Raw genomic sequence first — 26,757 nt, forward strand, 5'->3', positions numbered from 1 at the left:
AAAGGCTACTAAGTAAAAAACTTAGTAACCTTTTATTTTTTTGTTGACAAACTATAATTTATCCCGCGTGATAAAATCCAATAATTTCGTATTGTAAATACCAAATCGCTACAGATGCAAAATATCCAACTAAGATAGTCCAAGCATATTTCATATGTGAACCAAAAGTATAAATACCATGTAATTTACCCATAACACCAACACCAGCAGCAGACCCAAATGAGATTAAAGAACCACCAACACCAGCTGTTAAAGTTACAAGCATCCATTGGTCAAGTCCCATTTCTGGTCCTGCTTTTAAAACAGCACTCATAACAGGTACATTATCAACTATAGCTGAAAGGAAACCAACACAAATATTTGCAATCGTTGGTCCTAAAACAGAAGGTTGATAAACATGAACTGCTAATCCTAACCACCCTATAAAGTATAACGCACCAACTGCTGCTAAAATACCAAAGAAGAATAATAATGTATTATTTTCAATTTTAGCCATTGAATGGAAAATATTAAAGTGGTCTTTCCCATATTTTTTCTTTAAACCATAAGAATAAACTTTAAGTAAAGCTAAACCAAACATCATACCCCACATAGCAGGTAAATGTAATAATTGGTGTCCAACAACAGCAGAAAAAATTGTAAATATACCAAGTCCCATAACTACTTTTGCACCTTCAGCCATAACTGGAACTTTTTCAGTAGAAACATCAAATGCTGGAACTTCTTTTGGAACAAATTTTGACAAGATAATAGCTGTAACTAAATATCCTCCAATAGCAGCAGGGAATAAGAATAAGAAATCAGAAAAATCACCTTTTCCTGCTGTCCATGCCATAAGAGTAGTAATATCACCAAATGGAGACCATGCACCACCTGCATTTGCAGCAACAACAATATTAATAGCACCTGGAACTAAGAAATCTTTTCTAGTCTTTTCAATAGTGATAAGAACTGTTGATAAAATCAATGCAGTTGTTAAGTTATCAGCAATTGGTGAGATAAAGAAAGCTAAAAGACCAGTTACCCAAAAAAGTTTTCTATATGTATAACCTTTTGATACAAGATTATATTTTAACTTATCGAATACACTCATATGAATCAAAGATTCAATATATGTCATTGCAACAAATAAGAAAAAGAAGATACCCGCAATCTCTAAAATAAGATGTGATGCTTCATTGTGTACAGCATCCATATCTAAGCCATTCATCGCATAATAAACAGCAACTAACATAAACATCAAAGTACCAATTAGTAAAGCAGGTTTTGCTTTATCGATTTCATATTTCTCTTCTGCAGCTACAAAGTAGTAACCTATAACAAAAATAAACAAACATGAAATACCAACCCAAGTCATAGTAAGATCAGGGTTTACTTGTGCTTCTCCTCCACCACTAGATGCAAAAGATGCAACAGCAAGTAAAAGTAATGACACCAAAACTTTTAACATTAATTCTCCTTAATAAAATGTGCACCCAACGATTTTTTTCGTCCAAGGGCACTAGTTAATATAGATTTTGCCGTAAGCAATCTTAAAAACAACAGCCTACCAACATCTTCTTTTAGAAATATTTCTATTTGATTTAAAGCAGTGCGTAAATCTGACTCATTTCGTACAATAGAAGCACTCTCCCACATAAGTTTTCTTAATAAATCTTTTATATCTTTATCAATAATTTTGTTTCTTATATGAGTATTTATCTTTTTATCATATGCTTTTGAATCAATTTCAAAGTGATTTTTCAAGCTATGTTCAACTGCAATTTTTGAGAAAACAATTCCCTCTAATAAAGAGTTTGAAGCTAATCTATTTGCACCATGAACACCAGTACAAGCACATTCCCCTATTGCATATAGATTTTTCATGCCCACAACTAAGGCATCTAAGTTTGTAGGTATTCCTCCCATTGTGTAATGAAAAGCAGGAGAAATTGGAACTTTTTCAAAAGGTAACTCAAAGCCTAGGTCTTTAAGATTTGCATAAATATTTGGGAATCTTTTTTGGAAAAACTCTTTTTCAAAGTTTTTAAATGACAAAAATACACCCTTGCCAGTTTTTGTAGCATAATCAAATATTGCACGACTTACAATATCCCTTGGTGCTAACTCTCCATCTTGGTGATAATCAAATAAAAATCTTTTATCATCATCATCAACTATATGTGCACCCTCACCTCTTAAAGCTTCACTTAGAAGTGGTTTTCTAGCAAAGTGAGTTCCCCTTACAACTGTTGGATGAAATTGAATCATTTCCATATCTTTTAATGATATTCCTTTCTCCAAACAGATACCTTGCAGTTCACCAGATATAGATGTAGAGTTTGTATGATATTTATATAAAGAACCTACTCCTCCACTTGCTATTATTGTGTTATGAGCATAAGCAACTTTTTCTTCTGTCTCATTTACAAAATATTGAACTCCATAACAAACATCATCTTTAATAAGTAAATCACTTACCACAACATTTGTAACTAGTTCATGGGGAAACTCTTCTATTAAAAACATATGAATCATTCTTCCCGTTGCATCACCATCTGCATGTAAAATTCTACTTCTACTATGTGCTGCTTCTTTTGTAAGTGCAATTTGACCTTTTGCATTTAAGTCAACTTTTAAGCCAGCTTCAATCAGGTCACTTACTGCTTCATTTGACTTTTCACTTAGAAGTTTTACAGCAGCTTGATTGTTATGATGAACACCTGCATTTAAAGTATCTTCTATATGAGCTGGAATATCTTCCCTATCAACTGCAAAGGCAACTCCACCTTGAGCCCAAAAGGTATTACACTCCCAAGGAGATTTTTTAGCCAGTAGAAGTACTTTTTTGTCTTTAGGAATAAGTCTTGCTGCATTTAAACCAGCAACACCAGAGCCTATAATTACATAATCGTAAATCACTTGGTAATTACCTCTTTTGTATCGTCGACATAACTAGGATCAGCTTTATAGCCACACCCTGATAAACTTAATAAAAATAGTGTTATAATGATTGCATGAAAAATGCTAGCGAAATTCTTACTCATTTGAAATATTATCCTGAATTTAAAAAAATTAATACCAATATTACAATAGAAAGATTAATTAAGTCCTTACCTTTAAAACTAAACAAAGGTATAAAATTTGGTTATATAAAGAACCAAACTCTTTTTTTCGTATTAAAACATCCTGTTTATAAAATGGAGTTTGAGTATAACAAGAGTTTGATAAAATCACTTTTAAAAAAAGCAAATATTGCAAATGTAAATGATATAAAATTTTTTGTAACTAATGTTATTGATAAAAAAGAAGAAGAACTCAAAGGTGAAGATTTTTACAAAGAGCGTTCTTATGGTATCTTTGAAAATTTTTGTAATGATGAAGATTTACGAAAGAAATTTGAAGATATTAGAAAGATAATTAAAAAGTCTTAAGTACTTTTTCACATTTTTTATACTCAGGACAGTATATTTCTACCAAATCCCAAAACTTTTTAGAGTGATTTTTATGTTTTATATGTGCTAATTCATGAATTACAACATATTCAATGACACTTGCTGGAAATTTTAATAAGTTTAGATTTAGATTTATAGTGTTGTCATAAGAACAAGATCCCCATCTTGATTTATTGTTTCTGTATTTTATATTTTTGGGAAACAGTTGCATGATTTGAGCTTGATTATTTACTATTGGTGTTATGATTGAAGAAGCTTTACTTTTATAAAAAGTAATTAAATCAAAATCATCAAAATCTTTTTTTTCAAATAGTTCTCCCAAATAAAAAAACTTATCATCAGATATTTTTGAAGACTTCTTATTTAGATGGCTCAAAATCCACTCTTCTTTTCTCTTTATCAAATCTTTTGCTTCATCTAAAGAGAAGTATTTATTTGCAGTGATTTGAATTGAATTATTCTCTATAATTCTTAAATAACAATGCCTAACATTTCTTTTATTTATTAATTTTGCATCTACTTCTTTTTCTTGCAATAAAACTTTAAATTCCAATATCATCCTTAAGTATTCTTTTGATAAAATCCACCTACTATTATATTGAAATATAATAAAAAATACATTGAGGAAAATAATGAAAATTGCAAAAAGAATGGAGAACCTATCTCCGTCGGTTACAATGGCTATTACTGCTTTAGGAAGAGAGCTTAAAGCGCAAGGTAAAGACATTCTAAGTTTTAGTGCTGGTGAACCAGATTTTGACACGCCTGATATAGTAAAACAAGCGGCAATTAAAGCTATACAAGATGGTCATACTAAGTATACAGCTGTTGAAGGTATCACAGAAACTAAAAAAGCAATCATTACTAAACTAAAAAAAGATCATGGGCTAAATTATAATTTAGATGAAATTATAATCTCAAATGGAGCAAAACACTCTTTATTTAATCTTTTTCAAGTATTAATTGAAGATGGAGATGAAGTTATTATTCCTGCGCCTTATTGGGTAACTTATCCAGAACAAGTTAAATTTTCAAATGGAGTACCTGTTTTTATTGAAACAGATGATACTACAAGTTTTAAAGTAACAGCTGAACAAATAAAAGCAGCGATTACTTCTAAAACAAAAGTATTATTATTAAATACTCCTTCAAATCCAACAGGAGCAGTTTATACTAAAGAAGAGTTAACTGCTATTGGAAAAGTTTTAGAAGGTACTGATATTTTAGTTTTTTCTGATGAAATGTATGAAAAAATTATATACGATGGTCAAAAGTTTTGTACAGCAGCTGAAGTAAGTGATGATATGTTCCAAAGAACAGTTACAATTAACGGACTTAGTAAAGCAGTTGCTATGACTGGTTGGAGATTTGGATATCTTGCAACTCCTCAAAAAAACTTAGTAAAAGCTATGATAAAACTTCAAGGTCAAGTTACATCAAATGTAAATTCAATCACTCAATATGCTGCAATTCCTGCACTAGAAGGTGAAGCTGATGCTACAATTGAAATCATGAGAAGAGAGTTTGAAAAAAGAAGAGATATAGCTGTTGAAAAATTTAATGCTATAAAAGGTATCACTTGTCTTAAACCAGATGGTGCTTTTTATCTGTTTATAAATATCAAAGAACTTACATTTGACTCTATGAAATTTTGTTCAGATTTACTAGCACTTAAAGGAGTAGCCGTAGTTCCAGGTCTTGCATTTGGTACTGAGGGATATTTTAGATTTTCATTTGCTACAGATTTAGATTCTATTCTAAAAGGTATTGCTAGAATAGAAGAGTTCGTAAACGAAAACTACTAGTATTATGTCTCCACAAAGAAAAGCAACCATAATCTCATCAAGCGTTGCAGCAATTCTTACGCTAATAAAATTAGCTGTAGGAATTGCAAGTGGATCTGTGGCAGTTTTAGCTTCTGCTGTAGATTCCATCTTAGATATGTTTGTATCTGTATTTAACTATTTTGCTATTTCAAATGCAGAAAAACCAGCTGATAAATATTTTAACTATGGTAGAGGAAAGATTGAAGCTTTGGCTTCTGTTATTGAAGGTACCATTATTACATTATCTGGACTTTTTTTATTATATCAAGCCATTGAAAAAGCTATCACTGGTGAAGTGTCAAAATACTTAGAAGAGTCTTTAACTGTAATGATTATCTCCTTAGTTATTACTACCTCTTTAGTTATATATCTTAATTTAGTAGCTAAAAATACAAATAATATGGTTATAAAAGCTGATTCTTTACACTATAAAACAGATGTATATACGAATATTGCTGTACTATTATCTTTAGTCTTAGTAAAATTTACAGGTTACGAAGTAATCGATATAGTTATTGGTGCTTCAATATCATTATATATCATATACTCAGCATATGAATTAATTCAAAATGGAGTATTAGTTTTACTTGATAAAGCTGTTTCTCAAAAGATAGTAAAAAAAATCGAAAATGCTTTTATTGTAGAAGAGAGAGTAAATAATCATCACCTCTTAAAAACAAGAGAAGTAGGAGATAAGATATTTGTGGAAGTTCATTTAGTATTTGACTGTCTCATTACTTTAATGGAAGCACATAAAATTTCTGATAGAATAGAAAATAAAATTAGAAAAATCGATAAAAAGAAAAAATGGGTAATCAACATACATATGGATCCATATGATGATTTTGAATCAAATGATGAAGGGAATGTATTACATTAATGTAAACAAATATTATGAAAAATAAATTTATAAAAAAAGTATTATTATACTCTTCTATCTCGATAATTCTTTCTTTATTTTTATCCTTTACATATATTTTCTTTCCACAATTACCTCAAACTTTTGATAATAGCTTAAGAGATACTCTTTTTAAAATAAGAGGAGAAATCCCAAATAATGATAATGTATTTATTGTAGATATTGATGAAAAATCCATACAAACTTTAGGGCAATGGCCTTGGTCTAGAAATAAAATAGCTAAAATCTTAGAAAACCTTACAAACGCAGGGATTGGACTCATCGCCTTTGATGTTGTTTTTGCTGAAAGTGATAGAAGTTCCCCTAAAAAAGTTTTAGAAAAATACAATATAAAAAGAGACGATGTACCTGATTATGATGAAATATTTGCAAAAACAGTTGCAAGCACCCCTACAATCTTAGGTTATCAATTTGAATTAGAAAAAGACAATAAACATGTAAGTAAAAAAGCTCCCTCTATACCTGCCATATTTGTAGAGAAAAACAAAAATCCTGATGAAAACTATCTAATCAAAGCAACAGGAACTATTTTAAATATTCCTATGGTTCAAGATAATGCATACTCAAGTGGTTTTTTTAATAATGTTCCAGATGAATCAGGAATCATAAGAAGTGTACCCTTAATCATCTCATATAATGATATTATTTACCCTTCACTTGCTTTAGAAGTACTAAGAGTCATTACTGATACAAAAAGAGTTATCATAAATTATGATGAAGATGGTGTTGAAAATGTAAAATTAAATGACATAACAATTCCAACAGATAGACACGGAAGAATATTAGTAAACTTTAGAGGTAAAGAAAAAAGTTTTAAATATATCTCTGCCCTTGACATATATAATAATAAATTTGATAAAAAATTTATTGAAGGCAAAGTAGCATTAGTTGGAACTTCTGCAGCTGGATTACTAGATCTTCGAGCTACTCCTTTTGAATCTGTTTACCCAGGGGTAGAAGTTCATGCAAATGTTATTGATAATATTTTAACTGGTGATTTTATTTTCAAAGCATCATGGATGGATGGAGTAAATTTAGTATTAATTTTTACTCTATCTTTAATAGTTACCCTTGCAATCACATTTACACCGTTTTGGTATAACCCATTTATTACAATAGCATTTTTAGCAACTACAGTATATGCTTCATATTATTCCTTATTTACTAAAGGTTTAGTATTTAATATATTTTACCCCATTCTTACTATAAGTACAGCAGCTATAATTGCTACCTTACTTGATTACTTTTTTGAGATAAGACAAGAAGAAGCTATCAAGAAAAAATTTGCTTCTAAAGTATCAAAAGATGTAATGGATAACTTACTTAAGAATATGGATGACAGTGGTTTTCAAGCTATGGAAAAAGAAGTTACAGTATTTTTTAGTGATGTAAGAGGTTTCACTCAAATATCAGAAAAGATGGGTGATGCCAAAAATTTAATTAAATATTTAAATCAATATATGGAACCTATGAGTAATATAATTACAAAATACCAAGGAACTATTGATAAATATATTGGTGATGCTATCATGGCGTATTGGAATGCCCCTGGAAATGTGGAAAATCACCCAGATAAAGCTGTTCTTGCTGCACTTGAACAAATAGCTCACCTAGAACCTTTAAATAAAGAGTACGACAAAGAAAACAAACCTCATATCGATATAGGAATTGGTCTAAATACAGGTATGGCAATTGTAGGAGAGATGGGAAGTAGTGGAAGAAGTGATTATACTGTTATTGGAGATGCCATAAATCTTGGTGCAAGATTAGAATCCCTATGTAAATTTTATAACTCAAAACTAAATATCTCAAACTTTACAAAAGATGCTTTAAAAGAAGACTATATCTTTAGGTTTTTAGATTTAGTAACAGTAAAAGGTAAAATAGAACCCGTAGAAATTTGGCAAGTATATGGAAAAGGTCAAGCACAAGGAGCACAAAAAGAAGAGTTAGAAAAACACCATGAAGCAATTGAATTATATAAAAACTCACAATTTAAAGAGGCTTTAGTGATTTTTGAAGAGTTAGAAAATAGTGAGATAAAAACTAATAATAATATCTATAAAATCTATATCCAAAGATGTACAGAGTTTGTAAAACACCCACCAGAAAACTTCATTGGAGTTTACGAGCACACAACTAAAGGCTAAATTTTTAATTTCTTATCAATTTTGTTATACTAAATAAAAAGGATAAAAAATGGAGATATTTATAACATTGATCTATGTTGTTATGTTTATAATAGCCTTTATTTTAAGTCTTTCTAGTGTGAGATATTTTATTACTATGTGGAAGTATAAAAATAGAAAGAAAGATGGAAGTGAAGATAAGGATTTTAAAAAGTTTGATTAAACTTTTTTATGACCATAATTGCAATTTTGGTAAGTGAGAAACTGCTTTTAAAATATCTGTTTTAGAGATAATTCCAATTAAAATATCATCATCAACGACAGGAATAGCATCAAGTTTATAGTCAATCATAACTTTAGCCACTCTTCTTATATCAGAAATTGGATCTGTTGTTATAACTTCAGGTAAAAATATATCCTCTAATGCTCTATTTAATATTGCAGTTGAATTATCCATATCAGCCATCAAAAGGTTTAGTATTATTTTTTTACTTATCAAGCCTATTATTTTTCTCTCAGTTGAGATTACGGGTATTTGCATTACTCCATACTCTTTTAAAAGGTTATATGCTTCTTCTATACTTGCTTTTGTATCAATAGTAAATACATCTTTTGTCATGATATCTTTTACTTGGTAAATAGGTTCAGATGTATCCATATTTGCTATTTTTTTATAGGAGTTTATTCGTTCATCATTATTTTTAGAGTTCTTTCTTTTGTGAGAGAAATACTCAACAATTTCATCATCTGGTTTAAATTTTGCATCAGTTGATTTATCGATTGGTTTAACTTTGTATAAATTATCAGCTGTAGTTTGAACACCTACTATTCCATTTTCATATATTGTAAACATTGTATTTCCTTTTGAAAGTTATTAATTGTAACATCATTTAGAGATTAAATACAAATTATTTAATAAAAACTTTATCATGAAGACCGAAAGGTGTTCATGATAATTTACTTAAATAAAGAACCTTCATCTATTATCTTTCTAAATTTCTCTTTTGTCCAAATTAAATTATAATATACATGTTCACTATATTGAATTGCTTTATTATAAGATTTTTCATCTTTTGATATAAATAAAGCTCTTACTTTATTTATACAGACATCTTTAAATATTTTATTATCACTTGTCATAAAAATTGCATTATTTATCTTTGATAACAAAGCAATAAATCTATCATTTCTATGTTTTTCTGATGTATTATTTATAAAGTCATCATATTCATTTGAATAAAAAGAACCTTGCCCAAAACTTAATGCATTTGGGTTATCAGCAAAACCAAAAAAACCAATTCTTTTAAATTCTATTTCTGATAATTTATTTATAAGTTTTTCTTTTTTAGAATTTAAAATTTCATTCTTAACATAAGTTGGAACCCAAATTTCAATATCTAGGTTTTCAAAAAAACTTTTTGTCAAACCTAATTCAGAACAATAATCTATTATATTTGAATCAATAACTAATCTATTCATTAATATTATTTCCTATCTTTATTTAATTATAACCAATAAGTTTTAATGTAACTAATATCTCTATAAATATTAAAAGCAGGATATAACAGATATTTAGATACTATATCTACCCAAATTAATAAATAATATATAGGATTTTAAAACTCATATGGCACTAATAGACTTACAAAACATCTCAAAACAATATGACATCAAAGTGATACTCAAAAATGTGAACTTTACACTAAACCAAGGACAAAGAATCGCTGTCATTGGACAAAATGGACAAGGGAAATCAACCCTTCTTAAAATCATCACTGGTGAAGTGGAAGTTGATAGTGGGGAAATGGCTATTGATAAATCTCTTAAAATAGAGATGCTAGCCCAACAACCAAAGTTCAAAGACAATCTGATGGTAAGAGATGCTATTGAAGAGCAACTAGTTGAAGTAAAAAGTGCAAAAGATGAATATGAAGAGATATCTCATAAACTAATGACTGATTATGAAAATAATGCCCTCCTTCATAGACAAAGCGAACTAGCTACATTTTTAGAGTTTCACAATGCTTGGGACTTGGATAATCTCATTGAACGAGTATTGATAGAGTTCCACCTAAAAGAGTTTGAACACAAAGATGTAAATCTCTTAAGTGGAGGAGAACAAAGACGGGTTAGTCTTGCTGGATTGTTACTTAGAAAACCAGATGTTTTACTTCTAGATGAGCCTACCAATCACCTTGATGTTTATATGGTAGAGTTCCTTGAAGAACTACTTATTAAAAACAACTTTACACTTATTTTTATCTCACATGATAGATACTTTATAGATAATATTGCAACTGAAATTATAGAAGTAGAAAATGGGGAAATCAAAAAATACAAAGGTGGATATACTGCTTACTTAGAACAAAAGCAACAAATGCTAGAAATCATGGAAAAAGAACACCACAATCTAATAAGAATGGTAAAAAGAGAAGCTTACTGGATGCAACATGGAGTTACAGCTAGAAGAAAAAGAAATGAAAGAAGAAAATCAGAATATTTTGACCTAAAAAAACAAGCTAGATCAAACCCATCACTTATAAAAAAGATGAGTGTAGAACTTCAAAGAGAACAAAAGGCATTTAATAGCGAAGATGTAAAAATTCAAAATAAAAGAAAGATGCTCTTCGAACTTGATGACATATCAAAAACACTAGGAAATAAACTTCTTATCAAAGACTTTACAGCAAGAATCTTACAAAAAGACACCATAGCAATAGTAGGACCAAATGGTACTGGAAAATCAACTATGCTACGAATCTTTATGGGTAAACTTCAAATCGATAGTGGTAGCTTTAAAAAAGGTGATTTTAAAATCGGATATTTTGACCAACATAGAGAAATGCTAGATGATAACAGAAATCTTTTAGAAACCTTTTGTCCAAATGGTGGAGATAGAGTTGTACTTCCAGATGGAAGAAACTTACATGTATTTGGATACTTAAAAAACTTTTTATTTCCTAGAGAATATTTAGATAAAAAAATTGGCGTATTAAGTGGTGGTGAAAAAAACAGAGTAGCCCTTGCACTTTTATTTACTAAAGATATTGATTGTATGGTTTTAGATGAACCTACAAATGACCTTGATATCCCCACAATCAATATCCTAGAAGAGTATTTGCAAAACTTCCAAGGGGCTCTTATATTTGTATCACATGATAGATATTTTGTAGATAAGATTGCAAAAAAACTTTATGTTTTCAAAGGTAAAGATGGTGAGATATTTGAATCATTTCAACCATATACTGAGTACCTTGAAATAGAAAAAGAAATAAAAGAATTAGAAGATTATGAAAAAGAGTTAGCAAAAGAAGAGACTACAAAAACAAAACAAACAACTAACACTAAAAAGCAAACAAAACTAAGCTACAAAGACCAAAGGGATTATGATAATCTCCCAAAAGAGATAGAAGAATTAGAATCAAAAATAGAAGAGATAAATGAGTGTTTATCAAATCCTTCTTGTTATGAACAAAAAGGAATAGTAGCCGTTTCCCAAGAATTAGAAGAGACAAAGTCAATCTATGAAAAAAAAGTTGAGCGATATTTAGAACTTGAAGAACTAATAGAAAGTTTTAACGCATAGTTTGCTACAATAAATAAATTTATAAATTATAAAGGGATTGTCAATATGAGTTTAAAAGAACAACTAAAATCAGATTTAAAAGATGCTATGAGATCAAAAGAGATTGTAAAAAGAGATTCTATAAGAGCTATTAATACTATGATAAAACAAATCGAAGTAGATGAAAGAAAAGAGTTAAATGATGAAGATGTTATTAAACTTGTACAAAGAGGTATCAAACAAAGAGAAGAAGCCTCTATCCAATATAAAGATGCAGGAAGAGATGATTTAGCTCAAGTAGAACAAGAGCAAATCGAAGTATTTAAAATATATTTACCACAACAACTAAGTGATGAAGAACTAGAAACTGGGATGAAAGAAGTAATAGCAGAAGTTGGTGCAACAACTATAAAAGATATGGGAAAAGTAATGGGAACTGCAAGTAAAAAATTTGCAGGCGTTGCTGATGGAAAAAGAATAAATGAGATGGTAAAAAAACTTTTAGCTTAAAAAAGGAAACTCATGACAAATATTGAAAAAATAGCTGCCAAGACATTAGAAGTATTAAAAGAACGAAGTGTTCAACCAACTCCTAATGAATACAACAAAGAGTTTTGTAATCTTGCAAAAGAGCAAAATGAAAAAATAGAAGAATGTAATTTATTTAAAAACTTAGTTAGTAAACTAACACCCCAAGAAAGGGATGAATTAAATGCAAATGATATTCAGACATTTGAAGAACTTATTGCCCTACTTTTAAAAAGAGTTCATATTAAAAATGTCTCGACATTGGCTTCTATTATCAAGCAGGCTCTATCTCCATCAATCAATATTCATCTTGATGAACAACTTACAAATTTTTCTATTAAAATCGGTGATTCTCCAGAACTTATCTTTGAAGAAGATATACAAAAAGAGATGCAAAAACTTTTAGAAAAAAGATTTACAACAGATCAAACCCTACTAAAAGAAAAAACTGCTGATATTGCAAAACTAGTAACTCTTATGGGTAAACACTTAAAAGAAGCAATCAACAGTAACCAAAATAGTTCAAGTAATGTAACAAGCATAAAAGATGAACTTGCATCAATAGATTTAGAAGATAGCAATATTTCAGAATTGGTAGCTTTGCAAAATAAACTTATAAATGCAGCTTCTAGTATCGAAACAGAGATGAGTGAAGTAAATAAAAAATTATCAACTGGTGAAAACCATGTAAAAGATTTAGAAAACAAAGTTCAGAATTTAGAATCTCAGTTAAAAGAAGCAAAAAAAGAGGCAATTATAGATCACCTTACTGGGCTTCTTACAAGAAGAGCTTATGATACAGAAATAAAAACCATAGATAAAAACTTCGAGCGAGAAAATATACAATACGCAATAGTCTTTTTTGACTTAGACCACTTTAAAAATATAAATGATTCCTTTGGTCATGAAGGTGGAGATACGGTATTAAAAACTTTCTCAAAAATACTGAAAAGCCAAACTAGAGAAAATGATATCTTAGCTAGATATGGTGGAGAAGAGTTTGTAGCAACTGTTGAATATAAACTAAGAAGAGAAGTTTTACAATATTTAAAAAGAATAAAAAATATCGTAAATGAAAATAGTTTTAATTATAAAAATAATAAAATAAAAGTGACCTTCTCAGCTGGTGTAGTTTTAAGAAATGACCATAAAACTTACCATGATGCAATACAAAAAGCAGATATACTTCTATATCAAGCAAAAAATGATGGTAGAAATAAAATAATACTAGAAGATGGATTAGTAATATAAAACTAAGTTATGGGTTAAATCATCATCAACGATGATTTAACCCATAAAAATAAATTAAAATGTCATACCAAGTTGTAACATAAATCTAGTATTATAATCGTCTCTACTAGTAACTTTAGCAGCTCCAAGCTTATGTGATAAGTTAGTATTCATAAAAAATCTTTTATAAAAAGCACTATAACTCACTCCAATATCTTGCAAAGTTCTACTTTTCTCATTTGTAATATTTCTACTCATATATACTCTTCCCACATCGTAAAACATTCCAATTTTTGAATTTAGGTCATTAAATGAAGGTAAAGTATAAGTTAACTCAGTAGTATAAATATATCCATTTTCAGCACTCTCTTCTCCACTAGGATAAAATTTAACTCCATTAATACCACCTAAACTCAAATCTTCACTTCCATCTAGATTTTTATTTCCAAGAGCATATTGAAGTTGAAGTTTATTTTTCCAATTTATTTTCTCATTAAGTAAAGTATTGTTTTCTAATTCAATATTTATTTTTGAGAAGTTTCCATTTGTATTTGCTCCTTTTTTATCATCTGCTTCATCAACTGAATTATTAAAATTCAATCTACCAAGACTAAGAGAAGTATCTATTTTTGTTTGTGAATATTTACCAAAAATAAGATGGTTTTTTGAATAATCAACTCCAACTTTAGAAACTACTGTATTCTTTTTTACATTTGATGAAGTAGCTCTAATCTCATCATTCATTTTATTATATGATGTTCTTAAGTATGTATTTAAATTCTCACCGTTTGAGCGAATAACTGGATAAGTAAATAAAGCTACAAAACTATCAGCACTTCCTAAAGCATCAAGATTTTCATATTTATCTCCTAACTCATAAGTAGTTTTAGAGTAACTTACTTCTCCCCTCAATCCGTTTTCATATATGGGAAATCCATACCCTACTCTTCCATTTAATAAACCCATATTTTCAGAACTCAAAGCAGACAAAGAGATTTTATCTCCTATTTTAAAAGGAGAGTTGATATCCACACCTGCCATAACTCTATATTTACCTGTATAATCTGAACCATAATTATCCCCAATAAGATAGCCATTATATGGTTCAGTGGCTTGTGTCCCTATTATAAAGTCACTTGTACCAACCTCTTTTCCAGCAGCAATTTTTGTACTACTTACTTTTACCCCAGGAGTATCATTGATTAAAAGCAATGCTCTTTGTAAGTCTTTTATAGCTATTGCTTCTTTGTTTTTTGCAACATCAAGTTTGGCTTGTAAGATAGAATCTTTGACTAATGAACTGTTTTCTAGTTTAAACTCTCCATAGCTCCCTTCGATAATTGCTATTTTAAGTACTCCATCTTGTGCTTGTAAATCTTGAGTAGGTATATAAGCTCTTGCTACAAAATACCCCTCATCTCTATATGCTTTTGTAATAAGAGTAACTATCTCTTGTATCTCTTTAAAACTTAACTCTTTTGATTCATAAGGTTTTAAAATAGTCTGTAGTTTTTTAGTGCTTAGTTGAGTATTTCCATTAATCAAATAGCTTTTTATAAATACTTTTTTACCATCTTCAAAACTTTTTTTATACTCATCACTCTCTTGTTGTAAAGGAGGTAGAACCTCTTTTTTCTTTTCCATCTTTGGTGGTTTTACCTCATTTAAGAAGTCACTGATATTTGGTATAGGTGCTGCATGCAGACTTAATGTTGTGGCTAAGAGTATTGATGTTTTTTTCATATTGTATTTTCCTCTTCTTCACTTTCTTGATTTAAATTAAACTGTTGTTTACTTCCAAAGGGAAGATTTATCCCACCATTTAATACTTGCATCACAATTCCAGGAATAAGTGCCAGTTCATTAGTATCTAGTTGTTGTAAGATTGTTTTTATATCTATTCCACTTTTGAGTAATGTTTCTATATCTTTATTTGTAAATACTTTTTTGTTGGATATTGGAGTGATTACTTTACTTAAATCAAGTGTTGTTGTTTTGGCAATTTGAGTTGGAGTAACTGGAACTGAAGGGGGAGCTTTATAAATTTTCCAAACACTACTACCCCCTCCATTAAAAATACTTAAAACAGGATATTTATAACTACTTGAAATCGTTGAATCTTCTATAATATCAAAGCCTACATAAGTTGCTTTATCAAAAGCATCTTTCGTATTGGTTGAGCTATAGATTCCTGTAGCCCCAGCTGAACTTCCATTTCCTACACCATTTGTTTGCCCTGTAGTATCTATATCCCAATATGAGTTTATGATAAGTGATAAAGAAGAAAAACCAGCTAACCCTCCAGTATTGGTATTTCCACTTACAGCCCCTGTAGCATATGAATTAAAAATGTTACCATTAGTAGATCCAACCAATCCTCCAACAGAATCGTTTCCATTTACAGTTACCGTAGCATAGGAGTTTCTCATTGTACCACCAACCATCCCAGCTAATCCTCCAACATATTTATTTCCACTTACACTTCCTGTAGCATATGAGTTTTGGATTGTTGAAAAACTACTCCCAACTAATCCTCCAACATAATCCTTTCCTGTAATATCTACATTAGTAAGTCCTATATTTGAGATATTTGAACCAAAGGCATAACCAAATAACCCTACACGATCTTCATTACCTCTATTGATATAAAGACCATCTATAACATGCCCTTGACCATCAAAGTTTCCTGTAAATCTTGTACTACTATCTCCTATAGAATCAAACCCTTTAGAGCTCCACATATCGCCTGTGTATTTTATATTATTTGCTAGAACATAATCAGCTGTTAAATCCATAGCCATAAGTTGGAGTTGGTGGTCATTTGTGATAGTAGTAGAGTATTCACTTCTTAAAAAAGGTCTTGTCTCCCCCTCAATCATAAACCAAGTGTTTGTAAAATCAAAGCCTGCATAAGTTGCTTCATCAAAAGCATTTACTGTGTTAGTTGAGCTATAGATTCCTGTAGCTCCAGCTGAACTTCCAAATCCTACTCCATTTGTTTGACCTGTGGTGTCTATATCCCAATATGAGTTTGTGATGGTTGAATAATTATAATTTAATCCAACTAATCCTCCAACATTACCATTTCCAGTTACTGTAGCTATTGAATATGAGTTTGTGATGGTAGAAGAATCAAGCCCTCCAACTAATCCTCCAACATTACCATTTCCACTTACATTTCCTGTAGCATAAGAGTTTGTGATGGTTGAATTAATATTCCGTCCAACTAATCCACCAACATTATTATTACCACTTACCTTTCCTGTAACATATGAGTTTGTGATGGTTGAATTATGATTCATTCCAACTAATCCTCCAACATACTTCTTTCCTGTAATATCTACATTGGTTAGTCCTAGATTTAAAATTGTTCCTTTATTAGCTCCATAAGCACTAGTACGACCAAATAACCCTACATAATCTTCACCACCTCTATTAATATACAAGCCATCTATAATATAACCTTTACCATCAAAGACTCCTGTAAATTGTGTATCTATATTATATGTAGAGTTATCTCCTAATTTTTTAAATCCATAGTAACCACCACTTCCATCACTATTCCAAGTTCTCGTATCACTAGCATCTATGTTTGAACCTAATTCATATCTACCATTTAAAGCTTGATTTATCCATTGGAGTTGATTGATATTATTTATGATTACTTTTCCAGTAGTTGGGTCAAACTTTATTGCTGCATTTCTATTAACTGCATTAAAGTAAACTCCACCATTAGTGTTGTTAGTATTTTCAATAATAGCATTTACATATATCTCATTACCTGCAGTTAAAGTAAGCTTTGTAGCTTCACCCCAAGTGATATCTTCATTTACAGTAATATCATTATCGGCTTTTAGTTCTATATCTGTTGTAGCTAAGTTAGACTCTATTGCAGTTGCACTTACACTAGCTCCTGTTATATCAGTTCCACCTGTTGATTCTATAACAATATCTGTAGGATCTAACAGCCATTTTGAAGCTTCTACTAAAGTTGTAGATGCAACACTTAGCTCTTTTCCTGAAGTCTCTACAAACCCACCTTTAGCTTTTATAGTTCCAGCTATATTTGCAGTTCCTCCATGGGCATATAGTTCCACATGTCCGTTTATTCCATCTAGTGAGTTTGCTTCTATGATCCCTGTATTATTTACTACACCTCTTAGTAGTTCATCTACTGCATGAGTAGTTAGATATACTTCTCCACCATCTGCTAGAATAGTTCCTGAGTTTTCAACTAGGGCATCTAAAGTTCCTTTATCTACAGACAAATCTATTAAAGAGTTACCATTTAGATTTATTGTATATTCATCAGCTGATGTGAGTTGTACTCTTCCTTTTACTGCTTCTATAGTTCCACTATTTTTAGCTTCATTAGAAGCAAAGATTACATAACCATTATTTTTAACTTTTATAGTACCTTGGTTGATAACAGATTTTGTAGAATCTCCTGTAAAACTATAGTTTCCATTTTGAAAGTTAGTATCTGAGATATCTTTAGTTGTAGCTAATAAGCCTGCAGTGTTTATACTTGCATTTTTACCAAATAAAACTCCGTTTGAGTTTAATATCCAAACTTGACCATTGGCATTTAATGCTCCATCTATAATACTTCTTTCATTTCCTATAACTCTATTGAGAGTTATACTATTTACATTTGGTTGATTGAAGTTTACTGTTTCATGGGAAGCTATATTAAACTTATTCCAATTTATACTAGCTTTGGAGGTGGATTGATTTATATTTGTTGTATTTCCATTTTGAGAAATAGTAGCAGTTCCACTTGTTACAACTCCACCACTTGGAGCTGCAAAGCTTAGAGTTACACCTCCTAGAAGTGCACTTACTACTAGACTTACTTTCCCACCTTTTAGGATTCTAAAACGGGAACTATAATTTATGTTTGCTTTCATAATATTGTCCTTGTATAAAGAAAAGAGAAATCTCTTCTTTTTTTATATACAAGTATTATATTTAGCTATCGTTATATTCACCGTTACTTTTTTACATAAAATCAACTTTCTTTCTTTTTATCATTATCATAAAAATCTATATTCCGAAATTCGTTATTGTAAGTCTATATACGGGACTATATTCTTTTCCATCAAAAACTTTATATTCTAAATATGCATCAGTGGTAGCTCCAGGAGGTGAACCTGCAGAGATTGAAAGGGTAGCGATGGTACCTGATATTGTAGATGTCTGTATTGAGGAACCCCAAGTGCTTCTTATCACTCCACTACCAACATAAATCACAGTTAAAGTATCTCCATCTGCATCTTGAATATGTGAAGCTAAGTCTACAGATTTTGTAAATCCATTGCCTGGTATATTAACTGTAAAACTTTCTCCTGTAGGTTTTGTATTTGGAACGGATGTTTTTTCGGTATTTGTATTATTATCACGATTTAAACTCTTTTGAATTCGTTGGTTAAATTCACTTGATGCTAATTCTTGTGCTTTAAGAGTTCCTGTTCCTATTTGATTTTCAAAGAAATCTCTGTTACTCAAGGGCTCATTTTCTATGTCTTCATCATACACCAAACCATACGAGACTGAGTTTGAAGTATTAGCAGTTGCTTTAAATATAGGAGACCATTTTTGTGAGGCAAAGGCATATTTAACTCCCAGTATTACTCTATAATTATTCTCATCTACAACTTGTGCATCATCATATTGCACAGAAGTTCTGATATCTTCGATAGGATAATAAGCTGCTTCTACAATCATTCCAGAATAATTTTTATGATATAGATGTGAGTTTTGATAAGTACCCACAGCTTCAAGCGTTCCCCAATCTTTTTCATAATCCATCTCATATTGAGCCAAAGTTTCTACATACACAGTATTGGTATACCCATTTGCATCATATGCATTGCTTAGTTTATTTCCAAGATATCCTATTTCAATATTATAGTTTGAATCATCTCCATAACCAAGAGAAGTTCCTAGTGTATATTGTTTGATATCAATAAACTCAGAATTAAAAGGTATTTCTTTATTTAAATATCCCACTCCACCTTTTAAATAGAAGTTTTTTGGCAAGGCATATTTATAAACTCCATAAAGTTTATTATAATCATTTCCATACTCAATACCTGTTTTGATATTGTCATCTTTATACTCTATTCCCATTCCTGAGTAGGTTTTATCATCTAATCTTTCACCTGCTCCAAATATTCTTAACTCAGATGAGTTATCTTTAGTCTCTTTATTACTTTGACTAATAGTATTGAGTTCATTATTATTAGAATCTGCAAATATAAATGTTGTACTACATAAAAGTACACTAACTATTAAACTTATCCTCATATCTTTTTGTAAGATTTTTAAACGGGAACTATAATTTACATTTGCTTTCATAATATTGTCCTTGTATAAAGAAAAGAGAAATCTCTTCTTTTTTTATATACAAGTATTATATTTAGCTATCGTTATATTCACCGTTACTTTTTTGTATTTTATTTTTAAACCATAAAGAAATATGTGTTCCCTTATCAACTACTACTTGAAGGTTTCCTTCTAGTTGGTCAGTTGCAAGTGATTCTACCATCATCTCTCCAAAGTTTGCTTTTGTGTTAGCACCTTTTCCAATACCATTATCAGAAACTTCTAGTAAGGTTCCATTATCTACATTATTTAGTGAAATTTTTATGATTCCCCCACTTGAATCAAAAGCATGTTTAATGGCATTTGTAACCAGCTCATTTACTATAAGACCACAATAGATAGCCTCTTCTGTGTCTAAAAAAGAGTTTATATCAAGTTCAAATGTGATATTTTCTAGCTCGAAACTATCTTTTATATTTTGTAAAACTTTTTCAAAATACTCTTTTGCATCAATATTTACAAGATTTTTTTGATTGTAAAGCATCTGGTGTACGATACTCATAGCATGGATTTTTCTCTCTACATCATAAAGTTTTTCTTGGATATGTTTATCATTGTTATCATTGAGCTTAAGTGCATATAGTGAAGTGATAAATTGCATGTTGTTTTTCACTCGATGATGTAGTTCTTTTAGCAAGAGTTCATTTTGTTTTAATTCGTTGTTTAACTCTTGGGTTCTTATGTTTACAATTTTTTCTAAACGGTTGGATTCATTTTGTTGTTGTATTAAAAGTGACTTGGTTAAATCGTTTTTTTTCATCTCTAATCTTTTGATACGATACGCTAATGATATAGCAAATAAAATAACCTCTGCCATAATAAGAGTTTCAAAGGTATAAGTAAATACATACTTTTCAGGAATTAGTCCCAAAAATTTGAAAAATAGTGATAACCAAGCTAAAAGAGCAAAACTCCAGCCCAATAAGAAAAATTTTGCTTGAGGATTTTTCTTATAAAGAGCATAAAATCCAATCCCAAGAAAATAGTATGGGGTAACAAACTGAAAAAGAATTACCTGTGGAACAGTAAAGATATCAAAGATTTGTAAAACATAATAAACAGGTATTATACAAATGATGGTTTTTAAAGATAAGTCAATTTTAGGATAAAGTTTTGTATTCAAAAAATATCGAATAAAAAGAGTCATAGTAAAAGTAACGAAAACATTTGCATAAAAAAGATTAAAATATAAACTTTTTTTGACAAATTCAATATCATCCATAGGAAAAAAATAAAGTCTTATATATATAGAAAATTCGCTTTGTAAAAGTGTAGCAATAAGATATAAAAAGTAATACAAATAGATTTTGTCTTTTGTAAATATGAATAAAAAGATATTATATAAAACAAGAGATAATATCCCACCAAAAAAGAGTGCCCAAATTACTTGTTTAGCTGTATCTTCTTTACTGAACTCTTTTGTTTCATGAAGTATTGGATTGAACCACAAAGAGAGTTTTTCATTTTTTACATGAAGATAGTAATTTTGTGTACTATTTGGCTCAATAGTTGTAGAAACATTAAGCTTAACTCTTCCATCAAATTTTCCAAGGCGATAAAATCCAGTGGTTTTTTTAGATACTATTTTTTGGTTTTTTATTTCATAAAGCTCAATTTCTTCTAAAAAGATATTTCCGAAACTAATTTTCTTTTCTATTGTTTTTGATGTAGGATTTTGAAGTTGAAATTTTATCCATACACCTTCAGGAGCTAAAATACAATAATCAACAACTTTTTTATTTGTTGTAATAAATTTATCATTTTTATTTAAAATAGTATTTATGGTTTCGTGATTGCCTATATCATGGTATATTTTGGAGTTGGGGAGAAGGTCTATATTATTTGGTGTATTGACCAAAATAGTTGCTTGTAAATTTATATATAAAAAAACTAATAAAATGATTGAATAACGCATAAGACTCTTTTTTTCAAAAGTTTAACATAAAAAAAGTAATGTTTTTACAATATAACGATAAATATAACGCAGAAGTGATAAAATACTTACATGAAAAAAATTAACATATTAATCATAGAAGATACAACTTTAACTGCACAAAAGATGAAAAGAACATTAGAATGGGCAGGATACCATGTAGTTGCTATTGCAAGTAGAAGTGAAAATGCTTTAGAGGCAATGTTCAAAGAGCATGTTGATATTATCATCGCAGATATCAATATCAAAGGTGAACTAAATGGTATCGAAACAGCAAAGCTTATTCAAAAAAACTTCAATGTTCCAGTTATATTTTTAACATCATACCACGATGATACAACACTAACTGAAGCTTCTAGCGTCAACTTTACAGGATATATTGTAAAACCATATTTAGATGCCCATCTTCTTAGAGAAGTAAAACTAGCCTCTCTTCGTTTTGGACTGAATAATAAAATTGAAGCAATTAAACTTGATAATGAATATGTTTATGATGTACAAAATAAAGTTTTATTGAAAAATAATCAAGAGATAACTCTAACAAAAAAAGAAGAACAATTTTTATATATGCTAATACAAAATAAAAACAGTGTAATATCCAATGAATATGTTGATTTAACATTATGGCATGACAATGCAACTTATGATGAGAATAGAAGACAATTACTTTTTAGACTAAGAAAAAAAGTACCAGAGTTAGATATTCAAACTATTAAAGGTGTAGGTTATATTTTAAAAACAAATACCCCTGATATATAGTATAAATTTCAGTTGTGATTAGTTATATTACCTACTTATTAGATTCTATCAACTTCTCTTGACCAATTCTATATAGGAGTGGAAATACCTACTTAAAGGTATAATTTTAGTATAAAATTATAAAAGTGTACTTTTAGGTGTACTTTTTTTATTAATGATTCCATTTAAATTAGAATCATTCTTGAAAGGTTATATATTTAGTATTTTAACATTTTTGGTTTAAATTATTTATTGTAGAATTATTCAAAAATTATAATTTTAAAGAAGAAGACTAAAGCCCTCTTCTTCTTATTTCTTCTTTTATATATTTATTATCTGGATTTTGTTTTGATAATTTTATAATTTCATAGTCTGATTTCTTTTTCATTTGCTTTTGTAAAATTTTATCAAAAGAATCAATAACTCCTCTAATATCAATATTCTTAACTACATCGAAGATTTTCCCAGGTGCCTTTTTTAAAGTATCCTTTGTAACATCTGCAAATCCCATTTCAAGTCCTTTTCTAGCATGCACAACAAGCTGAACAACAATAGCATGTATCACATATTTCACTCTCTCTTACTCTTTCCTCACATCGTTCACACACTCTTGTTTCCCAAGACATACTGAACAAATCAACTTTCTTTATTTTTGTAAATTTAAGCATTATTTATCCTTTTATAAATTCAGCACTCTATAGAGTGTTGTTAATAATATCTTATAGGATGTTAAATATACGATGAAAAATGTTGATTTTGAAGATAAAGATTTAGAAGAGTTTTATAAAAAAGTAAGTCTTAATATTATTCGTGTTAGAAAAGAGAAAAAAGTATCACAGTTAAAACTTGCCAATGCAATAGAACACAAGAATGCTACATTTCTTGGTAAGGCAGAACTGCTTGCAGAAGATAAACATTTTAATCTTGAGCATCTTTATAAAATATCTGCTGTACTAGAAGTTGATATTGAGGAATTCTTTAAAAAGATTTAATATTTTTTCAATAAAATCAAATCAATAAAATATACTTTTGAGGATGAAACCTCAAAAGCTCTTAAAATTTTGTTTTTTCTTTGTTTTATATTATCTTAGTAAATTCAATTAGTAATTTTTCTTTCATACTTCTACTTCAATATATCACTTATCAATTGTGATAACTCTGGACTATTTAATTTAGTTGTATACTTAACATTTAGACCAATATTTTGTAATTCTTTAAAAAAAGCTTCAGCACTTTTTATTTGTAGTTTTTCTTTCGTACTTATATCATCAAACTTATCATATCCTTTTGTCTCAACAACAAAATATAATTCTTTATCATCCCTTGATTCTATAACATATCCAAAGTCTGGATTATAGTTTCGTCCATGAGCTGTAGGAATATTTACTTTTGGTAGTTTCCCAAATACAGTAATTCTTTTGTCACTTGAGTCATCTATAGTTAGTTTTTCTATAGTACTATCAACTTCCATAAAGTCTTCATCATAGATTGATTTTTCTTGTACATTCTTTGATTTTATTTTATAAGTTTCAACTCCTAAGCTTCCTGTAGGTATAAATTCTTTGATATTACCATTTTTATCTATAAGAGAATTATTACTAGTTTTTATCTCTTTTAAATCATAAGATATTTTATTAATTATGGTATCGTAAATAGCACTTATTAGTTGTTCTTCAATTTTCTTAAGTGCCAAGTTCTCATTTTGAGGAATTAAATCAAACTTTTCTTTTTTAATTCCATGCAATACTTTAGCAACTGTTTGCATACTTAGTTTTGTATTGTTAGATAGTGCTTTAATAAATTCATAGAGAGTAAATATCGAGTGAGTTTCTACTTTTACAGTGTCTTTATCACTATCATGCTTTTCTTTATCCTCTACATTTTTATCTCTTTTAACAATTATATCTTGACCACTTATTGTAAAGTTTTCATCTATTTTCTTTTTAGCTGTTTCAATTAGTGTATTACTATTAATATCATATTTAACCACAGCATCATAGTTTAAATTCTCCCATAATGCTTTAAACTTTTTAAAGTTTTCTTGATGAATTTTGATTTTCCCTTTTTCTTTCTTTCCACTTCTATCTTTTGCTTTTACTCGAGTAGATGTTTTAAAGAAGCTATCAAAATACTCTTTAAGCTTTTTACTATCACAACCTTTCATCTCTAAAGACTCTAGCTCTTTTGACCTAGAACTATAATGCTCTTTTGAAATAGTGATCTCACTCATATCATCTTCATCTATAGTGATAAATCCCATTTCTTCAAGCTCATCAAGTAATTTAGTTGCTGCTCTTGATGTACTAGCAATATGGTTTTCGACCATAATATCTTCATTAAAAAGTCTAGAAACTTGTTTAATACTATTTTCACTTATCTCATTTTGAATAGAGGTTACAAAGTCTTCTTCTGTAGAGGGTACCACTACAAATAACTCATTGATAAACTCAAAGTTACTATTATCTTGAGTAATTCTTTTTCCATCTTGATTTACTGCAAGTCTAAGCCCTCTTCCTATTTGTTGTAGTTTTGAAATTTTAGAATTACTTGGTGCTAGTTTACATAGAGTCATTACATTAGGATTATCCCATCCTTCTTGTAAAGCCCATTGAGAGAATATAAACCTAAGATTACTGTCAAAAGATAACAGTTCCTCTTTTTTGTTTAAGATAAGTTCAATAGCTTCTGCTTCATCACCTTCTTTTTTTGATTTTGCAAAGTATCCACTATGTATTTCATTTAGATTATCTTTTGTTTTTAAAAGATATTTTTTATATTTATCATCTAGATTATCTTTTTTTAAAATTTCATTTAGATTTTTTAAATATAACTTTTCAAATAGTTGTGCTAATTCACCATTTGTACCTTCATCTGTAAGATATTTATCTACTCTATCTATAAAGAAAAGACAAAGTGATTTTATATCAAGCTTATAAAGTTCTTCTTCTCTTTCAAAATGATTTTTTATAGCTGTATCTACAATGACCTTTTGCATCTCATCAAGAAGTACGCCATAACTTTCACTAACTCCAAAAGGTAAGGATATACTATTTGTAAATACTATCTCACTTTTTGTAATCTTTTCTACAATATAACTATTTAAATATTCTATATCTACTTTTTCACCAAGGTTTTCACCTTTTTCTAAAACAATTTTTTGATTTTTAGAATTGATGTCTTTGTATTCAATTGTAGCCTTATAATCTTTTTGACTACTTCCATTTATTTTAGTAAATGCTATGGTATGATTATCAACATTTTCATTTCCAACTGTATCAACTGTAATAGCTTTAACAAGCCCTCTACTAAATGCATCTACACTATCAAGTGTATAAATAAGATTTTTATACTCATCACCTTTATATGTAGCACCAAATCTTAATGTAAAAAGAGAGTTAAAGTCTTTTAAATATTTTGCAGTTTGTTTACCTTCAAACCTATGTGGTTCATCTATAACTATTACAGGTCTAAGTTGAGCAATAGCTTGCATATAACTTTTTGCACGACCTATTAGGCTTTGTTCTATCTTACTTTTGTTTATATTGTTAGAAGCTTTATTAAATGACTGATATGTTGACACTAATACAGATATATTTTGATTACTTGCATTAATATAGTTTAGTACTGTTTTTTCACTATAGTTAAATACTGATATTTGCTTACCATACTCTTTTACAAAAAACTCTTTTGTTATTTTAATATTTTTAATAGTACCTTGTCTTATAGGGTTAGAAGGTACCAAGATTATGAACTTACTCAGTCCATAATCTCGGTTTAGTCTATATATTGATTCTAAAAAAGTAAACGTCTTACCCGTACCTGTCTCCATCAATGTATCAACTACAAGTTCATCTTTTATAGATATATCTCCTATATCTACTTTGTTTGATTCTCTAACTTTTGTAATATTACTTACTAAAATATTTTTTGAAGATTCAAGGTCAAAAGATGGGTTACTTTTTCTATTGTTATTTGGAGTAAATGCTATATTTTTAAAAACATTACTGATACTATTTACTGCGTGTTCTTGATAATCAAGTCTATCAAACTTTATTTTTAAAGCCATTG

The 26,757-nt window shown here is 29.3% G+C and carries 21 protein-coding genes; 10 read left to right on the plus strand and 11 right to left on the minus strand.

The genetic code is table 11. The annotated features are described in order from the left end of the window. Positions 1 to 58 precede the first annotated feature (58 nt). Entirely contained in the window at positions 59 to 1,450 is a 1,392-nt protein-coding gene (gene nhaD, locus LXN10_RS00870) for a sodium:proton antiporter NhaD (protein ID WP_375724079.1), read from the minus strand. Beyond that, positions 1,450 to 2,901, minus strand: a complete 1,452-nt coding sequence (nadB, locus tag LXN10_RS00875; protein WP_375724080.1) for an L-aspartate oxidase — start codon at positions 2,899 to 2,901, stop codon at positions 1,450 to 1,452. The genes nhaD and nadB overlap by 1 nt, the downstream gene beginning before the upstream one ends. Before the next feature lie 95 nt (positions 2,902 to 2,996). On the opposite strand from nadB, the gene LXN10_RS00880 reads away from it, so the two are divergent. Further along, complete coding sequence (locus LXN10_RS00880; RefSeq protein WP_375724081.1) at positions 2,997 to 3,413, plus strand: DUF721 domain-containing protein; 417 nt, start codon at positions 2,997 to 2,999, stop codon at positions 3,411 to 3,413. Here LXN10_RS00880 and LXN10_RS00885 read toward each other — a convergent pair. Then, a complete protein-coding gene (locus LXN10_RS00885) occupies positions 3,400 to 3,987 on the minus strand; it encodes a M48 family metallopeptidase (RefSeq protein WP_375724082.1) in 588 nt (195 codons plus the stop codon). The two genes, LXN10_RS00880 and LXN10_RS00885, sit on opposite strands and share 14 nt — an antisense overlap. Positions 3,988 to 4,066: 79 nt before the next feature. Here LXN10_RS00885 and LXN10_RS00890 point away from each other — a divergent pair, with 79 nt between their 5' ends. From LXN10_RS00890 to LXN10_RS00905, 4 genes are read left to right on the plus strand one after another with little or no spacing between them, the layout of a single operon-like run. Next, positions 4,067 to 5,239 carry a pyridoxal phosphate-dependent aminotransferase gene (locus LXN10_RS00890; protein ID WP_375724083.1) on the plus strand — a complete coding sequence of 391 codons (1,173 nt, stop codon included), beginning with the start codon at positions 4,067 to 4,069 and terminating at the stop codon, positions 5,237 to 5,239. 4 nt (positions 5,240 to 5,243) lie between these two features. Further along, the gene (locus LXN10_RS00895) at positions 5,244 to 6,140 is read left to right on the plus strand and encodes a cation diffusion facilitator family transporter (RefSeq protein WP_375724084.1); all 897 of its coding nucleotides are present in this window, start codon (positions 5,244 to 5,246) and stop codon (positions 6,138 to 6,140) included. A 14-nt stretch (positions 6,141 to 6,154) separates the two neighbouring features. Further along, positions 6,155 to 8,329, plus strand: coding sequence for a CHASE2 domain-containing protein (locus tag LXN10_RS00900; protein WP_375724085.1), 2,175 nt, complete (start codon positions 6,155 to 6,157; stop codon positions 8,327 to 8,329). Between the two features lie 49 nt (positions 8,330 to 8,378). After that, complete coding sequence (locus LXN10_RS00905) at positions 8,379 to 8,531, plus strand: hypothetical protein (protein ID WP_375724086.1); 153 nt, start codon at positions 8,379 to 8,381, stop codon at positions 8,529 to 8,531. Between the two features lie 6 nt (positions 8,532 to 8,537). Here the strand turns inward: LXN10_RS00905 and LXN10_RS00910 are convergent, their stop codons facing one another. Both LXN10_RS00910 and LXN10_RS00915 read right to left on the minus strand, forming a co-directional pair. Further along, positions 8,538 to 9,161: a CBS domain-containing protein gene (locus tag LXN10_RS00910; protein ID WP_375724087.1), complete on the minus strand. Its 624-nt coding sequence runs from the start codon at positions 9,159 to 9,161 to the stop codon at positions 8,538 to 8,540. Between the two features lie 104 nt (positions 9,162 to 9,265). Further along, positions 9,266 to 9,787, minus strand: a complete 522-nt coding sequence (locus LXN10_RS00915; RefSeq protein ID WP_375724088.1) for a hypothetical protein — start codon at positions 9,785 to 9,787, stop codon at positions 9,266 to 9,268. A gap of 148 nt (positions 9,788 to 9,935) precedes the next feature. On the opposite strand from LXN10_RS00915, the gene abc-f reads away from it, so the two are divergent. From abc-f to LXN10_RS00930, 3 genes are read left to right on the plus strand one after another with little or no spacing between them, the layout of a single operon-like run. After that, positions 9,936 to 11,894 carry a ribosomal protection-like ABC-F family protein gene (gene abc-f, locus LXN10_RS00920; RefSeq protein WP_375724089.1) on the plus strand — a complete coding sequence of 653 codons (1,959 nt, stop codon included), beginning with the start codon at positions 9,936 to 9,938 and terminating at the stop codon, positions 11,892 to 11,894. Positions 11,895 to 11,939: 45 nt separating this feature from the next. Further along, the gene (locus LXN10_RS00925; RefSeq protein ID WP_375724090.1) at positions 11,940 to 12,383 is read left to right on the plus strand and encodes a GatB/YqeY domain-containing protein; all 444 of its coding nucleotides are present in this window, start codon (positions 11,940 to 11,942) and stop codon (positions 12,381 to 12,383) included. A 12-nt stretch (positions 12,384 to 12,395) separates the two neighbouring features. Then, complete coding sequence (locus LXN10_RS00930) at positions 12,396 to 13,652, plus strand: GGDEF domain-containing protein (protein ID WP_375724091.1); 1,257 nt, start codon at positions 12,396 to 12,398, stop codon at positions 13,650 to 13,652. A gap of 54 nt (positions 13,653 to 13,706) precedes the next feature. Here LXN10_RS00930 and LXN10_RS00935 read toward each other — a convergent pair whose 3' ends face one another. The 4 genes from LXN10_RS00935 to LXN10_RS00950 all read right to left on the minus strand — a co-directional run bounded on the left by LXN10_RS00935 (position 13,707) and on the right by LXN10_RS00950 (position 21,933). Then, complete coding sequence (locus tag LXN10_RS00935; RefSeq protein WP_375724092.1) at positions 13,707 to 15,374, minus strand: ShlB/FhaC/HecB family hemolysin secretion/activation protein; 1,668 nt, start codon at positions 15,372 to 15,374, stop codon at positions 13,707 to 13,709. Then, positions 15,371 to 18,541 (minus strand): GLUG motif-containing protein, encoded by a 3,171-nt coding sequence (locus LXN10_RS00940; protein ID WP_375724093.1) that lies wholly within the window; start codon positions 18,539 to 18,541, stop codon positions 15,371 to 15,373. The genes LXN10_RS00935 and LXN10_RS00940 overlap by 4 nt, the downstream gene beginning before the upstream one ends. A 136-nt stretch (positions 18,542 to 18,677) precedes the next feature. After that, entirely contained in the window at positions 18,678 to 19,991 is a 1,314-nt protein-coding gene (locus LXN10_RS00945; protein ID WP_375724094.1) for a hypothetical protein, read from the minus strand. Between the two features lie 61 nt (positions 19,992 to 20,052). Then, positions 20,053 to 21,933: a 7TM diverse intracellular signaling domain-containing protein gene (locus LXN10_RS00950; protein WP_375724095.1), complete on the minus strand. Its 1,881-nt coding sequence runs from the start codon at positions 21,931 to 21,933 to the stop codon at positions 20,053 to 20,055. 90 nt (positions 21,934 to 22,023) lie between these two features. On the opposite strand from LXN10_RS00950, the gene LXN10_RS00955 reads away from it, so the two are divergent. Then, a complete protein-coding gene (locus tag LXN10_RS00955) occupies positions 22,024 to 22,710 on the plus strand; it encodes a response regulator (RefSeq protein ID WP_375724096.1) in 687 nt (228 codons plus the stop codon). Positions 22,711 to 22,981: 271 nt separating this feature from the next. Here the strand turns inward: LXN10_RS00955 and LXN10_RS00960 are convergent, their stop codons facing one another. Further along, entirely contained in the window at positions 22,982 to 23,263 is a 282-nt protein-coding gene (locus tag LXN10_RS00960; protein ID WP_375724097.1) for a hypothetical protein, read from the minus strand. Positions 23,264 to 23,429: 166 nt separating this feature from the next. On the opposite strand from LXN10_RS00960, the gene LXN10_RS00965 reads away from it, so the two are divergent. Further along, positions 23,430 to 23,681 carry an XRE family transcriptional regulator gene (locus tag LXN10_RS00965; protein ID WP_375724098.1) on the plus strand — a complete coding sequence of 84 codons (252 nt, stop codon included), beginning with the start codon at positions 23,430 to 23,432 and terminating at the stop codon, positions 23,679 to 23,681. A gap of 131 nt (positions 23,682 to 23,812) precedes the next feature. Here LXN10_RS00965 and LXN10_RS00970 read toward each other — a convergent pair whose 3' ends face one another. Further along, positions 23,813 to 26,755, minus strand: a complete 2,943-nt coding sequence (locus LXN10_RS00970) for a DEAD/DEAH box helicase family protein (RefSeq protein ID WP_375724099.1) — start codon at positions 26,753 to 26,755, stop codon at positions 23,813 to 23,815. Between the last annotated feature and the right edge of the window lie 2 nt (positions 26,756 to 26,757).

Source organism: Arcobacter iocasae (assembly GCF_042214795.1).
Taxonomy (GTDB): Bacteria; Campylobacterota; Campylobacteria; order Campylobacterales; family Arcobacteraceae; genus Arcobacter; species Arcobacter iocasae.